Raw genomic sequence first — 18,074 nt, forward strand, 5'->3', positions numbered from 1 at the left:
AGGCACAGGGACACGGAGTTTTATTTATTATATTTATAATCAATATAATTTACACTTCTCCCTGTGTTATTTAACGTGAGTTCGATGAATTAAAAATGCTAACAGATTTGGGAAATAATTATTCCAGGAAAAAGGACATAATATTAAGGCTGAAAGCCTTGATAGATAGTTCAGGATTCGTCGAACTCTCGTTATTTAATTTTCTGTTCCAACGGATTTGCAATCCGTTGGTCTGATTAGGCGGATTTGCAATCCGCATTATAAGGTAAGGATTACAAATCCTTGATTAATTTAACATCGGATTGCAAATCCGATGGAACAGACACAAAACAGAAGGCTGCCTCCCCGAAGAGAAACAGCCTTCCTTAGACATTTAATTTTTATTCACATGCCCTTTCATTCCTCACGGAGTTACTTTTTGTGGGCTTAGAACTTTTTATTACACTATTATTATTAATAACTAAAAATTAAAGGTTTCGCTCTCACGAGTTACTTTATAAATTGAAAATTGAGAATTGAAAATTGAAATCATCATCCAACCCAATCCTCAATTTTCTTTTTCTACGTTTTATTGCTTATTGAACTTGAAAATTTACTCACCGAACTTCTAATTTTCAATTTTTAATTTTCAATTTTCAATTAAAATCAACGAACGTTGATTTTGAAGCTTTCACCTTCAACAGCAACTACCACGATACCTGCAGGAACATTGATTGTTGCATTGTCTGATGTCAATACTTCGTTAGCTACTACCTGACCTAAGATTGTAGATACTACTACGTTCTTACCAGCAGCGTTCTTAACTACTACTGAACCGTTGTTAGCTACAACTTTAACTTCAGATGTTGCTAGACCTTCGTTTGATGTTGGAGCTTCAGCAGCAACTACATCGAATTTAGCAGCCTGATCTTCATCGTTTGTAAATACAACTACATCGTTCAATACTTTAACGAAGTTAGAGCTACCGTTCTTCAATACAGCCTGACCATCAATATCATAAACATTGAACTTGAATGGTTTCAAGTCTTCAGCCTTAGTATAAGTTGTGTCAGCCAAAGCTACTTTATCAGCTGCTTCATATTTAGCTTTCTGGAATTTAACCATCACTTCGCCATTCTTCATGTAAGCATCTCTCTTAGCTTCCAATTCTGCAATTTCTTCAGCATCAAATACTGGGCTAAGTTCAGAGATTTCCTTGTTGATAGCAGCGATTTCGTTAGCTGGGCTATACATCATCTTACCATTTGAAGACAAGTAGTAAGAAGGAGTCTTAGCTTCTTCCTTATCAGCGCTGAATGCATAGAATGAGAATGAAGCATCAGCAACTGTTGATTTCAATAATGAAGTATCATTAGTCATGATAGCGTTGCCATCAGCTTTAGAACCAAGGTATGCGCCGTTAATCTGCAATGCGATATGAGATTCTGGAACATCGTATGCTGGAGCTTCGAATTTGATTGCGTTCAAAGAGAACAACTGGTTATTATTTTCTGTACTAGTATTTGCTTTAATAGTCCCCGTAAACTTGAACTCTTTAGAATCTAGTTTAAGCATATTATGAGTTGCTGTATAATCACCTTTCAAAGCAATCTGATACTGTTCACCGACCTTACGGAAGATTACATTAACAGCAGTTTCATCTCCATCTTTCTTAATAGCTAAATCATTTCCGGAACTTGCTTTATAAACTTTATTCTTATCACCTACATTCTGCAAGTCAACGAAGTTATAGCTGATAGCCTTCAATGTATCTTTAGCAGGAGTGTAAACACCATCCTTATAATAACCATAAGAAATAACATTTACCATCACTGTATCTTTCTTAGTAGCATCATCTACCTTAATAGATGCAGGTGAAAGTTTAAATTTGAATGCTTTATCTACGTTGTCATCTTCGCCAACAATCAAGCCTTCTTTATCTTCATTTGGCACAACAGCCAATTCTGTTTCAGCGAACATATCTTTTGTATTTTCAACACTCAAAGAGTATTCTGTGCTGTTGATATCTTCATCAGAAACCTTCAAGAAACCATCCCACTGAGATGTGTTTTCAACTGTGCGAAGTTCTACATAGCATTCTGTTAAAGCTTTTCCAGATTCTGAAGCTGTAATACCTGTCGCAGCTGTAGAAAGAGAATAAACACCTTCTTTTGGAGTTGTAAACAATGTTACATTTTCAATCTTGAAGCCAGACTCACGGTTGATAAATGTTACTGTATTTGCATCTTTATTAGCACTTACAACCCACTGAGCATAAACGGCATCCTTATGTGCATTTGTTTCATCTGTACTACCTGAAATTGTTGCACCTTTAGAAGTTGCCTGTGTTGCATAAAGAACTCTCTTCATCACTGTTGAGTTCTTATCTTCAGAAGCCAAGATATTAACTACCCACTGACCTTTAACCAAGTTCTTAACTTCTACTGCAGAACCACCTGTTACTGTTATCCAAGAAGGATTTTCTGCTGATGCCAAAGCATCCTCTGCTCCACCTACTCCGGCATCTGCATAGCCGATATATGAAGGTTTATTAGTTGCATTAGTATCTTCATAATTACCGCTCGCATCCACTGTCCAGATACCTGCACTCTTGAATGCATATTTACCTTCATGGTTAGCATTCTTTTCTGCAGTAAATATTGCATTCTGAGCTGCCTGCTTTCCTTCAGTTTGAGCACTACCATTACTAGCAAATTCCAATTTTTCACCTTTAACCTTAGTGTAAGTATAACCTACAGAACCGCTTGGTGTAACACCTTCAGCAGCTTTCGGTGTCAATACAATGAACTCAGCAGCTTTGAAAGCTTTTTTATGATCTTCATTTTCTTTCAAATCATAATTAGAATAAGCCGCCTTACCCACTTGAATTAAGAATGCACCACTTTCAGTATTAAAAGAAGAATTAATCAAGTCACCAGCAGAAACTGTAACAAAAGAAACTTCTTTGAAAAGATCTTCTCCATCAATAGCTCCTTCCAAGTCCATCTTAACTCCTGTACCGATGTTCTTAAGTTCTGTGATATCAGAAACCGGAGCATTTTCGACCTCAACTAACAAAACTTTTTTTCCTGAAGCAGTTAATTCCAGACCAGTATTAACACTTAAATAATGGCTATTCTCTCCATCATAATTCAAAGTATTATCGTCAAGCACCCATTTACTATCCAATTCAGAACCATTTGAGTATTCCTGAGTATTCACTACCAATGCACCATTGTTATCAAGATTAACAGCCAAAGGAAGACCTGTTTCAGCATTCACCAATGTTACATTAGTCTCATCATTAACAGTTTCAACCACAACTTTCCATATATATTGATTCTCTTTACCTGAATCAAAATCTGGCAACTCAGAACCACTAATTTTTTTATTAATATCATAAGATATTACTCCTGAATTTTTATTTACAGAAGAGCCTAAAACCACATCATCATCAGTTACTGTAGTAGATGCTGCTAACACAACATGATAAGACTTTCCGTTGTCTTCTTTTGTTATTCCATCACCTGTTACAGCCGCATTAGCCGAGAAACCAGCAGCCAACAGTGCAGCCACCATAAAAGTAAATTTCTTGTTCATAATAATTTAATTTTAAAATGTTAATAAAAATAGTTCCGTAAGAAGAAGCATTTCCGGCTCAACATCTTAAAATCTTTGATTAAGTATGAACATAAAAAAAGCGCAGACGTTGTATTTATTATTTAATTGAAGGCTCTGGAATGCCCGTTGCACAAATAATAAAACAACAGCCTGCGCTTATTCGGTTATATAAAGTATCCTATATATATGTATATAGATACACATCTCACTCTTGAATAAAAAGGTGTGACTTTAGTGTATGAAATATACACGAATAGATACAACAATGTCATATAATCCGTCAGCGCAAGCATTTCATGTTGTCTATCATTCCGTGCAACTAAAAATTTTCCAGATTTTCAATTTGGAATAATCACCATAAAATGCTTACATAAATATGTCCTTCCTCAAGTGCAGAACGCTATCTGCCTAATGGAATTGCTGCAAAGTTAAGTAGTAATTATTAATCTGCAAGAGAAAGTTGGTATTTTTTTTCAACATAGTGGGTTTATGGGACGAAATATAGGGTTTTGGGGGATAAAACATTTAAACACGGAGAAGCAAAGACACAGAGGAATATTTAAACAGAGAGAAAAGAGGAAATATGGAAGATACGGAGAAAACAGAGTTTTTTCTATTATATAATTCTCTGTGTCTCTGCGCCTCTGTGTTGAAAATATACAATAAGGGTGTATTAGATTTCAGACCGAAAAGTAAAGAAAACCGATTTTGTAAATCCGCCGAATCCGCCGAATCCGCCATATCCTCCCATTCCGGCGGACTTTACTTACATAAACAGCTTTATATTTCTGATACACATATTATTATATAGATTTCACCTGTATTTTCGCCAAGTATTTGCAATGCCCATTTGGACGGTACTAAAAAACTCATTTTTGGAGCATATTGAAGGCTTTTTGAAGGAGATATTATTACTTTATTTTATACAATAAGGGGGGGGGCATTGCAAAAGTAATTTAAACACAGAGTCACAGAAACACAGAGATTTTTATTTTTGTTATTCTCAATTATTACCTCTGTGACTCCGTACCTCTGCGTTTGATTTTTTCTGCTTTTACACCCCTTATTGTAAAATTCAACAGCAATATCCCCATCAATATATGGTAAAAACGAGAGCGACCGGAAGGAGATTGGAGAGAATATCAGAAAAGAGGTCTACAAACACCGACAAAATACATATATCCGCTTATTATTCAACACTTTATTCAACTACACAAAACAAAACTTCCAACACTTCACCTAAAAATTGGCGGATTCGGCGGATTCGGCGGATTCGGCGGACTTTTTCTGCGGATTTTGCCCCGAAATAATAGGGACTTATTGTAAAAAACACTGCAGTGTTTCCCAGGAAACATCACAGTGTTTTTCCGGAAACATTACAGTGTTTTTTTGAACCCACCAATTCCCCATCCTCCAATATAACATAAATCCTCAAATCACCTTTCGGATAGACTTTGGCACAATGCTTATGGCAAGATTGTAAGAGAGCTTGCAGGAAAAGCTGCAAATCTTCCGGCGGGAAAAGTTCGGCAATCTCACGGGCAAGAGTTATATTATCCAAAATATTGAGTGATTGCGGAGAACAACCGGCATGCAAGGCTAGGGATTTGATGAAATCACGGTCCATCACCACCTTGTGGCTGTGAGTATCCAGATGTCCAGCGGCAAGTTTCACCGCCTTTCCCATCATTATACCAAGGGTTACGTTTGCAATACCAAGGTCGGCAGCAATACTGAGAGTATCACCGATAAAGTTTCCGAAATGAATGAAAGCCTGGGGCTTGAAATCGGGATAAAGCTGGCGGATATATTTTTCGCTTTTCGCTCCGGAATTTATCACCACATGATTTACTTCCAAGGCAACAGCCACTTCCATTTCGCGGCGGATTGCATCTACAAATGCTTCGGATGAGAAAGGACGGACAATTCCGGATGTTCCAATGATAGATATTCCGCCCGTAATACCCAACTTAGGATTGAAAGTGCGTTTTGCAAGTTCCTCTCCGTCGGGAACAGAAATTACAACATCGAGGGCTCCTGGATAGATTGCAGAAAGTTCGCGTTCTATCATTCGACGTGGAGTGATATTGATGGCAGGCTCGCCAACAGGAATACCAAGTCCGGGAAGAGTTACCAAGCCAATGCCTTCGCCTCTGATAAAATTGATGCCACTGTCACGGGAAGCAGAAAAAGAAACCTTCACGCAAATTGGATGGCGGTGAGTCACATCGGGGTCGTCGCCTGCATCTTTTATCACTGTTGCTATGCAACCTCCGGAGCAAGGTTCTACTCGGGCAACGGGCATACGCAAAACTTCGCCATCGGGTAAAGTAAACGGCACAAGTGCCGGAACTTCTTTCCCAAGCAAAGCCATCAGTGCCGCCTTTGCAGCAACAGTGGCGCACGATCCGGTTGTGAATCCGCTGCGTAAAGGATAGAATGAAGGAACAATGCTTTCCACAGCCTTTCTCAATCCATGATTTCCTGTCACAACAATAAATGACGGTGATAATCTTGGACGGGAAACAACAAACAGTGGGATTCCGGCTTTGCGGCAAGCTTCTTCTTTTTCGGCAAATCCGCCGCTCTCACCGCTTTCCTTTGTTATTACGGCATCCGGTGAGAATCGTGAAATCAAATCTCCAACAGGTTCGCTTGCATCATAAGTAATCAAAGCGGATTTAGGAAAACCTGCAGATTCAGCCAGCTGATATGATTCTTCTCTGTCCAATATACGGAAAAAACATTCATGCTCTTTCCAGAAATCTTTTAGGCGGGATATGGTTTTAACTCCCGTAAGAGCAAGCAATCGCCTGACACCATGGTGTTTCATCTTTACCACAGCATCATCATAGTCCGTACAAACAATATCGGAATGATGAAGGGACGGGAATATTCTTTCATAGCGAACAACAGGCAAGTCGCATTCTTCGGAAACCTCAGAAATGGTACGATGAAGCTCTGCTGCAAAAGGATGTGCAGCATCAACGATAAGATGGATTCCATTCTCACGGCAGAACGAAACCATAGTTGTTGCGTTCATAGCTCCGGTAAGGCGTGTACCATTACGGCTCTCCACCACCTGCTCCGCTCCGCGTGTGGAATAGAAAAAGGGAGAGCCTGCCTCGTCGAGAGTTTTCACGCAAGCTCTTCCTTCTGTTGTTCCTCCAAAAACAAGTATCATTTTCTGAACAAATGTTTGAACTCGTCGGCATAAAGGCGCGACAAGCCGTGTCGGTTGTCAATTGCATCACCCACAACAAGCAGGGTTGTCAGAGTGAGTTTGTTTTCCTTCACTATCTTGGCAAGGTCTTTAAGCACTCCGCGATATATACGCTCGTCTTTCCATGTCAACTTATAACATGCTGCGACAGGAGTTTCTGGCGGATAAGCCTGAAGAAGTTCTTCCTGAACTTTTTCCACTATTCCGGCACTCAAATAGATACACATTGTACTCTGGGATTTAGCCAATTTATGAAGCTGCTCTTTTTCCGGCATCGGAGTTCTGCCCTCGCCACGAGTCAGAATTATTGTCTGGACTTTCTCAGGAATTGTGAACTGAGAGCGCAAAGCTGCGGCAGCAGCCTGGAAAGAAGAGATTCCCGGAGTGATATGATAACTCATATTATACTGGTCGAAATATGCCATTTGTTCCTGGATGGCACCATAGATACAAGGGTCGCCTGTATGAAGACGGACTACGAGAAGACCACGGTCGTAGAACTCTTTCATAAGTTCAAATTGTTCCTCAAGATTCATACTTGCCGAGCTGCGGACAGTTGCACCAGGCTTTGCATAATAAGTAAGTTCCACAGGAACAAGACTTCCGGCATAGAGAATCAAATCTGCCTGCTGAAGGAAATGTTTTCCACGGACAGAAACAAGCTCTGGGTCGCCCGGTCCGGCACCAACAATCTCGATATGGCCTTTGCGTACAGCTGATTTGCTGATTGCCACGGCAAAAGTGAAGTTTGAATTATCGTTAAGCACACCTTTCTGTTTTTCAACAACAAGGCTTCCCATATCGCTACTTTTGATTGCTGTGCTTTCAGCAACACCATATACACCGGTAACTTCAAAAGCTTTTTCCGATGGATTTGGAACTGCTATATCTTTCAATTCTTCTGCAGAATATATTTCCGGAGAAGATATGTTGAAATAAGAGGCAAGCGACTGAAGAAGCGGTTCTTCTTTTTTCAGTTCTATAGTGGAAACTGAGGCTATTGAGGAAGATGCTATTCCTTTTGAAGCTAATTCTTTTCCGATATATTCAGCTATTCCTTCCGGATTGCATTGCTTGCGGCAACCTACACCAAGATGTAAAACCTGAGGACGGTAATATAATACAGGCAAACTTGTCTCATAAATGAATGGAGTAACCGCTATCAGAAGTTCATATTCTTCAGGATTGATATCACCGAAATTGTAATATACTTTGATATGCGAAGGCAAAGAACCTTCAAGGAAATCTGTTCCACGGTCACGGATGTCGAGCAGCAAAGCTGTCGGTCGGCGATTGACGAAAGACGAGATAAGAGCATTCATGCTTGCGCCTTTTGTCTCGGTCTTCCAGTTATATTTTGCACCGATTGTATCCAAAGCCCAAAGACCTTCATTGTCACTTTGAGTAGTGACTACGGCTGTAGCGCTGATAATTCCGGCAATGCGTGTTGCAAGAAGATTTGCACCGCCAACGTGTCCTGAAAGTACAGGTATTACGAACTTACCGGTACTGTCGATGCAAACCACAGCCGGGTCTTCGTATTTATTCTTTATATATGGAGCAATTTCACGGACACAAATTCCCATTGCACCGATAAATACTATATTGTCGTATGCATGGAAAGATTCACTTATTTTCTTTCGGAAAGAATCAAGGCGAACGCAGCCTTCGGCATCAGCTTTGGTGAAAACTACGGATTCCGTAAGTTCACGGCTGATAAGTTGCGCCATAGGAATACTGCTTTCCGATATTACAAATATCGCTGTCTTTATATTATTCATTGTACTTTCAATATTTCAATAGGATTAAACGAATCAACGGCAAGATGAACGGACGATACTATTTCCATACCCAATTCCGACGCGCCTTCACGGAAAAGACGCAAACTTTCTTCGGAAACGGAATTGAAGACAATCACTCCGCCTGGCGACATTACTGATTTTACTTTACGCATAATATCCTTCAACTGTCCGTTGTGACCGCCGATAAATACAGCGTCGGGAACGGGAAACTTATCCAAATCTGCCTGCATAAAATCACCAATGTGGACATTTATTCCGGGAGTTCCGAATTTACGGCTGTTGAGCCTCATCAGCTCCTCTCCTTCCGGACGCACTTCAAATGAAGTAACCTTCAAATGCGGGAATTGCAACTTTGCCTCAACAGATATGGAACCGGTACAGAAACCTATATCCCAAAGAGAAGAACGGTTATGCAAATCCAACATCGAAAGACTGAGAAGACGTATCGGCATTTTTGTTATCATCTTTGTCCTGCCGTTAAGGAGATGAAACTCACTTTCCGGTATTCCGAAAAATCTGTCCTTGCGTGATGTACGCTGAAGGATTATACAATTCGGGAATTTGAAGTCCGATGTTTCCGCAGCCTCTTCAATTGTAAACGAACGGACACGCTCTGCCTCATCATTTCCGAGAGATTCACCGACATACATAATATAATTGTCATATCCGTAATCTCTCATTCTGGAAGCTATGACTGAAGGAGTGTTGTTTCTGTCGGTGAGCACGCCCATCATTTTTTCCTGATTAATCAAAGCCTCATCAAAGGCATCCCAAGGTCTGCCCGTAAGCGACACCATATGCATATCCTGATATGGAAGCTCAAGTCTGTGAGCTAGCATTTGCAGGGAATTGAACGAAGGGAAAACCTTGATACTTGCCTGTGGCAAACGTGACTTCAGTGTATTGGCAAAACCGAAGAACAGCGGGTCGCCCGAAGCGAACACCACAATATCCGTATATTGACGGTATGAATCGAAAACCTTATCCAAAGGCACAACTATATCAATCCATACCGAATCCTCCGGCAAGAATGGCTTCATTATTTCATAATGCCTTTTTCCTCCGGAAAATACTTTGCTTCCGGAAATAACAGACATTATTTGTGGCGGGAAAAACTGATTCCTGCTATCACTTATCCCTATTACTGTAAATGACTGGACAGACATTAATATAGGATTTAAAAATCAGACATCTCTTCCCGGACGCAACTGCTCTGCATCATTATAACACAAAATAGCATTTGTCAATGTTGCCGCAAGGTTGCTTCCGCCTTTTCTTCCTTCAACAATGAGTTTAGGAATATGAGTGAAAGGTTTCACCATGTGTTTTGATTCGCATACATGAACAAAACCGACAGGAGCTGCAATTATTCCGCAAGGTTTTGCCTTGCCTTTCCTTATCAGGTCGCAAAGCTCCATCAATGCAGTAGGCGCATTTCCGAAAACAAAAAGAGCGTCAGGATGCTCGGCTACGGCTAGTCTTATTCCTGCCTGTGTGCGGGTTATACCTTTTTCTTTTGCCAGTTCAACAGCACGTTCGTCGGACAAATAACATTTCACTTCCAGTCCCATCCTTTGAAGAGCACCTTTTCGGATACCGGATGCAGCCATTGTAACATCCGTAACTATTGTACGGACTTTTCCACTGCTCAGTGTTTCATATAAAGAAGGAACAGCGTTATCGTCGATAAGCAGGACATTCTCCATATCGAAATCTGCTGTTGTATGTATGGCATGAAGCAAAGCCCACTTCTTGTCCAAAGGAATATTCGGATTCTTAAGTTCCTTTTCGATAGTGCGGAAGCTGTTAATCATTATTTCCTGTCCGATACCGGCTGCTTCGGTTGTCTGATTACGGTAATATCCGCGCGGAGTTATAAAATGATTGTCGTAGATATAGGATTGAGAGTTACCGATAATCACAATGGTAAACATATCAATATCTTCAGGATTGAATTCGCCTAAAGTAGTGACTGTGACATTCTGCTCCTCACGTCCTGCCTGACGCACGAAACCGACAGGAGTAGCTGCATCTCTGTATTGCAGGAATATCTCCTTCAGTCTGTAAAGTTGCCAATATCTTCCCTCGCTTTTAGGATTATAAACGGCTGTGATGAAATCACCGTCGGCAGCTGCTTTGATACGTTTCTCGATACGCTCCCAAGGTGTCATCAAATCAGACATTGATACGATACAGAAATCATGACCAATTGGCGCGCCAAGCAATGAAGCTGCTTTCTGGAAAGCACTTATTCCCGGAAGAACCTCGATTTCTATATCACTTCCACGGTCACGCTTCATTTCATAGATAAGTGGAGCCATTCCATATATTCCGGAATCACCTGAGCTTATCACGCAGACAGTGTTACCTTCTTCTGCCATTTCAAATGCTTGCTGGGCACGAAGTTTCTCACGTTTCATTCCGGTATCGATACAACGAGTTTCCGGTCTTAAGTATGATTTTATAAACTGAAAGTAATAGTTATATCCTACAACTATATCGCTTTGGGCAACAGCCTCAAGCACTGCAGGAGTTATATCTGATGCGGAACCGGGACCAATGCCGGCAACTATAATTCGTCCTTGTTTCATTGATAGTCTTTAACGTTTATGAATGGATTGGTAAAGATACGAAGATTTTCACAGAATTTTTCCCTCTATTGCCACCTTTATCACTCCGTCTTCTCTGTTCTCGAAAACCTGATAGGCACGCTCTATATCACTCAAAGGGAAACGGTGAGTTATCAGCGGAGTCGTATCAATCTTTCCTTCAGATATAAGCTTTAATATTTCCGGGCAATCGCAACCGTCAACTCCACCCGTCTTGAATGTCAGATTCTTCCCATACATTTCAGGCAAAGGCAAAATCTGAGGTTTGTCATAGAGGGCAACTATTGTGACCGTTGCGTTTGGACGGGCACATTCCCAAGCCATGCGGAATGTGTCATCTGTTCCGGCAACTTCAAGCACTACATCTGCACCTCCGTGCAATGAATTGTCAAGCACATCGGATTTACAGTTTTCCGGACTGGTTACAATCACTCCGGGATAATGTTTCCTGACAAATTCTCTTCTTTCTTCCGACTTTTCACACACGATGATTTTCCGTGGAGATTTTAGTATAACACAGAGGAGAGTACAAATCCCAGTCGGACCAGCTCCTATAATAAGAACCGTATCTTCCTGTTTGATATCAGAAATGCGTGCGGCCCAAAATCCTGTTGCCAAAATGTCTCCCACAAAGAGAGCCTGCTCGTCAGTTACCGAATCAGGAATAATGCTCAATCCCTGATCTGCATAAGGAACACGTACATATTCTGCTTGTCCGCCGTCAATACGGCACCCTAAAGCCCAACCTCCGTTTTTATCCGTACAGTTATTTACGTAACCGTTACGACAAAAGAAACATTCGCCACAAAATGTCTCAACATTGACAGCAACCCTATCACCTGGTTTTACGGAACGGACATCCTTGCCGACTTGCTCGACAACTCCTACCATTTCGTGCCCGACTGTTATACCGGGAACAGCACGCGGAACACTGCCATGCTTTATATGAAGATCACTTGTGCATATACTTCCCAATGTTATACGCACCAATGCATCACGCGAATCCAATATTTCCGGCTTCTTCTTCTCCAGAAGCTGGAATTTTCCTTTTTCTATAAATGTATATGCTAGCATAGATGAAGATATTTATAGTTGACGAGGCTACAGAGACAAGTTAACAAGGTATATTTTGTACAAACAAATATTCTGTCAACTTATCACCACGTCCATATAAAAACAAAGTTCGGAACATTTCATATATCATGAAACATTCCGAACCCTATTTTAGTTCCAATAGTCCCTATTTATTAAATACTTTTATTCATCACGATTAGCTCCAAGGAACATCATTACATAATATAACAATGTAGCCAAAGAACCCAAAGCAGCGACAACATATGTGTAAGCAGCTGAACGCAAAGCATCTTCAGCCTTATCATGTATTGCAACATTTGTTATACCTGCACGGCTCAACCAAACCAAAGCTCGCTGGCTGGCATTAATTTCAACCGGCAATGTTATCAAACTGAACAATGTTGTTGATGCAAACAAGATTATACCGAAAAGCATAAGCTGAGGGAAAGAATGAAGCAAAAGCATTCCACCAAGCAAAACCCACTGCACAATATTTGAAGCAAAGCTTACAACCGGAACCAATGCAGAACGCATCTTCAACGGAGCATAAGCTACAGCATGCTGAACTGCGTGTCCGCATTCATGGGCAGCAACGGCAGCAGCTGCAACACTGTTACTATAATATACACTTTCACTCAAGTTCACTGTTTTGTCCATCGGGTTGTAATGGTCTGTCAAATGTCCCGGTGTACATGTCACTTTTACATCGTAAATACCATTATCATGCAACATTTTTTCTGCTACATCTCTACCTGTCATACCCGAAGGCAAAGGTATTTCCGAATACAACTCAAATTTCTTCTGCAAACGTGAAGAAACCAACCAACTCAACACGGCTACGCCGATAAATATAATCCAATAAATCATATAAAATAAATTTCTAATTATTGTTTATCAATATAATAGCAAAAAGTTTGCCAAATAAAAAATGGCAGAAAAAGTCCTTATAAAGGAAACATTTTTCTGCCATTTTTACCTATTTCGTTAAATTCAAGACCTTTTGTCGGCTAAATTCCAGTTCGATACGGATTTAAAGCCTTGTCAACTTGTTTTCTTGTCAAGCTGAGCAATCAGTCTTCTTCTGTATATCTTTCGATAGTCTGTTCGCGGTCCGGACCAACTGAAACAATCTTGATACGAACACCAAGTTCTTCTTCAAGGAATGTCAGGTAAGCGTTGAATTCTTCTGGGAATTCATCTTCGCTCTGCATTTTTGTCATATCAGTTTTCCAACCAGGAAGTTCTACATAAACAGGTTCAACACCTTCATCAATTGAATATGGGAATTCTGTTACTTCCTCACCGTTTATCTTGTATGCAACGCAAGCCTTGATAGTGTCGAATGTGTCAAGAACGTCACTCTTCATCATAATCAACTGGCTTACACCATTGATTGTAATTGCATATTTCAAAGCTACAAGGTCAATCCAACCGCAACGACGTTTACGGCCTGTAACGGCACCGAATTCATGACCCAACTGACCAATCTTCTCTCCAACTTCATCAAACAATTCTGTTGGGAAAGGACCACTACCTACACGTGTGCAGTATGCCTTGAAAATACCATATACTTCACCGATATTACGTGGAGAAACGCCCAAACCTGTACAGCAACCTGCACAAATAGTATTTGAAGAAGTAACGAACGGATAAGAACCGAAGTCAACATCAAGCATTGTTCCCTGAGCTCCTTCAGCCAACACAGACTTGCCTTCCTTTAGCAAGTTGTTAACAACATGTTCGCTATCAATCAACTTGAATTGTTTCAAATAGTTCAATGAGTCAAACCATTTTGCTTCCAATTCAGTAATATCATATTCATAATTCAAAGAACGCAAAATAGCTTCGTGTTTTGCTTTTGCTGCTGCATAGATTGAATCGAAGTCACGCAACAAATCACCAACGCGAACGCCATTACGGCTAACTTTATCTGTATAAGTCGGACCAATACCTTTACCGGTTGTTCCAATCTTACCAGCACCTTTTGCTGCTTCATAAGCTGCGTCCAACATGCGGTGAGTAGGCAAAATCAAATGAGCTTTCTTAGAAATATAAAGCTGCTTTGTGATGTCATGTCCGCTGGCAGCCAAAGCTTCAGCTTCTTCTTTGAACAAGACAGGATCCAATACGACACCGTTTCCGATTACGTTTATCTTTCCTCCCTGGAATATACCTGAAGGAATTGAACGCAACACATATTTTTCACCGTTGAATTCCAATGTATGACCTGCGTTTGGGCCGCCTTGGAAACGAGCAACAACATCGTATTTCGGAGTCAATACGTCGACAACTTTACCCTTGCCTTCGTCGCCCCACTGTAATCCTAGCAATACATCTACTTTCATGTTCTTTATATAATAGACTGTTAATATACTTATTTTTGGAGGTTGTCGCATTTAGAGCTTAAACCACACAAAGGTAGCTTATTTATAGGAACAAGCAAAAACTTATGGAACTTTATTTGCATAAAGCTGATTTTACAAGCCCTAATCAAAGCAATCCATTCGACTTTAACCATCTCTTTCCGGATGGAGTCAGAAACCATAAAAGAGCCAAAGCACATGGTATTCCAACCATTGACAAAACAAATATAGTTGCCATAATTACACCATTTGGTTTTTACAAAAATAGGCAATCTCTGCTTGAATATCAAGCAAAAACTGCCTATTTAAATGTTATTAGTCAATTTAAGTTTCGCAAGTTGCTCAACTTAACAAGTCAACAAGGCTTCAGAGACAAGTTGACAAGGTCAAAATACCTCCAAATTATTTAATGCTCTTGTCAACTTGTTTCCTTGTCAACTTGTCACCTAAAATTGAACTTCCGAAACCTCTCAATCACTCAAAAAAATATTCGAACTCAAACTTCAAGTCATTGAATATTTCTTCCAATTCCGCCTTTCCACAATTCTCATATTCCGAAACCAGGTCCATAACTTTTGCCGCAGAGTTACGGTCTTTCCTGCCATAACGCTTCAAAGCAAGAGAAGCCGAACGCTGTGATGTAGAAATTCCACAATTCAAAACTTCTTTGGCTTTAGCAAAGAACTTGGTTTCCAGTTCCTGAGAAACTGTTTTTTCCTTTATATACATATTTGCCAATGTAAGGAATGCACATACATATGTATATTCAGAAGGTGTATCACTTTCAAGGCAAGCGCTAACTATTTCCTCAACAGAAGGAGAATTTGGAATAAGATTGGAACAAAGCTGTTCCGCTATCTCCATATATTTTATATCCGCAATCCATTGCAAAGCCGTTTCTTTCCGAAAATCACCCGCCGGATATAAAAGTGTTGCCAATATTTTCAGCTCACGGACATCTTCTTTCCATAAATCTTCTGCCAATGAAACACTTGGAGTGCAACTGCCGGCAATAAGCTTTATTTCAGGTATTGGAGTACCGAAGATAAGCTTATAGTTCATTCCTTTCTCACGCAGGCTTGTCGAAATAACTCCATTCATAGCAAGACGGAGTTTTTTTCGTATTTGCTGAACTTCAGTATTCATTTACAATAGTTTTAGATACGAGGTGACAAGGTTTCATGAACAAGGTAAAAATCCTTGTCAACTCGTTACCTTGTCCACTCGTCCCATATAATCAATTATAACTAGGCAAGAATGAATAATCACGGCTATAACGAAGCATCTGTTCAACATAGCCTTCTGTATAGTCAAGAACTATATCAGTAACTTCACCGTTATCATTCTTAACTTCTTTCATAACCGGATTTACAAATCCTTTGTATGGAGCAAGATTAAGTTTCTTGTATCTTTCAAGAACTTCCTTATGCAAATCCTGATCCACTTTCACTGCATAATCCTCAACAAGACGTTTTCCGGCTTCAAAATCACCTTCACTCTTCACACGCTGAACTTCTGCCAACAGCTGAGCGAACAAGCCACGCAATTTATCATAATCGTTTACGACTACATAAGTTTTGCCATCACGCTGTTTCAACTCAACAACATTGTCGGCTTTACCTTTTTCGTAAGCCCATTTAGCAATAAGCTGGCGGTTACGCATATGTGCTTCTTCAACATCTTTTCCTGGTTCGATACGCACAAGCTGAGTCATCAAACCATTCATCATATACTGATAATATGCAGCTTTGTATGCATCTGCATCAGGAAGCAAGCCCAAATCTACCATTTTCTGATCTGCCATATAATACAAACCGAACAAGTCTGCACGTGCTTCTTCCAATGTTGAGCTGTAAGCACCCAAAGCATCAGGATCAACACCATCAAGCAATTTACCTGAACCGTGACCCAGACATTCATGTAAGTCTGTATGCAAGTTATCTGTCATAAAGCCGTATTTCTTAGCCTGTTCACGCTCTGCGTCACTCCACATGAATTCTGCAGACATACCACTTCTCAGAGAAGCTTTGTCATAAGCTTCAGTAATATTTTCGATTGTCACAGACTTAGAACCATGGTCGCGACGAATCCAGTCTGCATTAGGCAAGTTAATACCGATAGGAGTTGAAGGATAGCAGTCGCCACCAAGCATTGCAACAGTGATAACCTTTGCACTCACACCTTTAACTTTTTCCTTGCGGAAACGTGGGTCGATTGGTGAATTATCTTCAAACCACTGTGCGTTTTCGCTTATTATCTTTGTGCGCTCAGTAGCTTTTTTGTTTATGAAATTAACTGTTGATTCCCAGCTAGCCTTACGTCCAAGAGGGTCGCCATAAGTTTCGATGAAACCATTTACGAAGTCAACATCTGATTTTGTATCTTCAACCCAAAGAACTGAATAAGCATCGAAAGTCTTCAAATCACCAGTCTGATAATATTCAATCAACTTTTCGATGATAGCCTTCTGAGCATCGTTTTCAGCGAAAGCTACAGCCTTCTGCAATTCTGCTACGATATGCTCGATTGCTTCAGTGTACAAACCGCCGACTTTCCATACCTTTTCATAAATCTTTCCGTTTTCCTTAACAAGGCGGCTGTTCAAACCATAAGAAATAGGTCTTACTGAATCCTGACCAATCTTCATTTTATTATAGAAGTCGTTGACTTCAGTCTGAGTCAAATCTCCTTCATAATAATTGTTTGCAGAAGCTTTGATAATATCATTTGCTCCACTCTGAACTGTTCGTTTGTTCAAAACAGCAGGATCAAACATTACCGGAGTAAGTTCTTCGATAAGCTGCTCAACTGTTTCTCCTTCGCGCAAAGGCAATGCCGACGGCTCAACTTGTTTTACACATTCAGCAAAAAACTCTTTTGAGAAAGTTGGCAAGAATTTATCTTCTGCATAATGATGATGAATACCATTTGCAAACCAAACTCTTTTAAGATAAGTTTCCAAAGCCTTGAACTCTTCACTGTTCTTATCGCCCTTATAAGAAGTATAAACAGCTTCCAAAGTGCGACGGATAGGCAAATTGTAACGGCAATTCTGGTCTGCAAGAATATCACGACCCATCAATGCCGCTTCCGACAAATGATATAATAATTGTTTCTGACGAAGTGTCAGTTCTTCAAAACCAGGCACCTGATAGCGGAGAATCTGCAAATCTGCAAATTGATCTACCACATAATTAAAGTCATTGTTTACAGCCTCAACCGTTTTTGTTTGCTGTCCACCGGTGCAAGCTGTCATTCCAATAGCTGTCATAACAGATAAAATTACGTTTTTCATATTTCTATTGTGTTTTTTATTCCAATGCGCAAAGATAGGAAAAATAAAAAAAAGACCAATCGGAACTTGCACAAGCTCCGATCGGCCTTATTATATCATCTTATAGAG

Annotated in this window: 10 protein-coding genes; all 10 read right to left on the reverse strand. The window is 40.2% G+C overall.

Going from position 1 to position 18,074, the window contains the following annotated elements; all coding sequences use genetic code 11:
- Positions 1 to 645: 645 nt before the first annotated feature.
- Positions 646 to 3,579: a DUF6383 domain-containing protein gene (locus ACYIAR_RS07080; RefSeq protein WP_480333021.1), complete on the reverse strand. Its 2,934-nt coding sequence runs from the start codon at positions 3,577 to 3,579 to the stop codon at positions 646 to 648.
- 1,375 nt (positions 3,580 to 4,954) lie between these two features.
- On the reverse strand, positions 4,955 to 6,784 hold the full coding sequence (gene cbiD, locus ACYIAR_RS07085) for a cobalt-precorrin-5B (C(1))-methyltransferase CbiD (RefSeq protein WP_480333023.1): 1,830 nt from the start codon (positions 6,782 to 6,784) through the stop codon (positions 4,955 to 4,957).
- On the reverse strand, positions 6,781 to 8,604 hold the full coding sequence (cobM, locus tag ACYIAR_RS07090) for a precorrin-4 C(11)-methyltransferase (RefSeq protein WP_480333025.1): 1,824 nt from the start codon (positions 8,602 to 8,604) through the stop codon (positions 6,781 to 6,783). Before cobM ends, cbiD begins: the two co-directional genes overlap by 4 nt.
- Complete coding sequence (gene cbiE, locus ACYIAR_RS07095) at positions 8,601 to 9,791, reverse strand: precorrin-6y C5,15-methyltransferase (decarboxylating) subunit CbiE (RefSeq protein ID WP_480333027.1); 1,191 nt, start codon at positions 9,789 to 9,791, stop codon at positions 8,601 to 8,603. Before cbiE ends, cobM begins: the two co-directional genes overlap by 4 nt.
- 18 nt (positions 9,792 to 9,809) lie before the next feature.
- Positions 9,810 to 11,216, reverse strand: a complete 1,407-nt coding sequence (gene cobJ / locus ACYIAR_RS07100; RefSeq protein WP_480333029.1) for a precorrin-3B C(17)-methyltransferase — start codon at positions 11,214 to 11,216, stop codon at positions 9,810 to 9,812.
- Positions 11,217 to 11,264: 48 nt separating this feature from the next.
- Positions 11,265 to 12,308 carry an alcohol dehydrogenase gene (locus ACYIAR_RS07105; protein ID WP_480333031.1) on the reverse strand — a complete coding sequence of 348 codons (1,044 nt, stop codon included), beginning with the start codon at positions 12,306 to 12,308 and terminating at the stop codon, positions 11,265 to 11,267.
- 183 nt (positions 12,309 to 12,491) lie between these two features.
- Positions 12,492 to 13,175, reverse strand: coding sequence for a zinc metallopeptidase (locus ACYIAR_RS07110; RefSeq protein WP_480333033.1), 684 nt, complete (start codon positions 13,173 to 13,175; stop codon positions 12,492 to 12,494).
- A gap of 203 nt (positions 13,176 to 13,378) precedes the next feature.
- Positions 13,379 to 14,653 (reverse strand): adenylosuccinate synthase, encoded by a 1,275-nt coding sequence (locus ACYIAR_RS07115; RefSeq protein ID WP_480333035.1) that lies wholly within the window; start codon positions 14,651 to 14,653, stop codon positions 13,379 to 13,381.
- A 492-nt stretch (positions 14,654 to 15,145) separates the two neighbouring features.
- On the reverse strand, positions 15,146 to 15,817 hold the full coding sequence (locus ACYIAR_RS07120) for a DNA alkylation repair protein (RefSeq protein ID WP_480333037.1): 672 nt from the start codon (positions 15,815 to 15,817) through the stop codon (positions 15,146 to 15,148).
- Between the two features lie 91 nt (positions 15,818 to 15,908).
- A complete protein-coding gene (locus ACYIAR_RS07125) occupies positions 15,909 to 17,966 on the reverse strand; it encodes a dipeptidyl-peptidase 3 family protein (RefSeq protein WP_480333039.1) in 2,058 nt (685 codons plus the stop codon).
- Positions 17,967 to 18,074: the final 108 nt, after the last annotated feature.

Source organism: Parabacteroides sp. KHUB-01, from assembly GCF_056640935.1.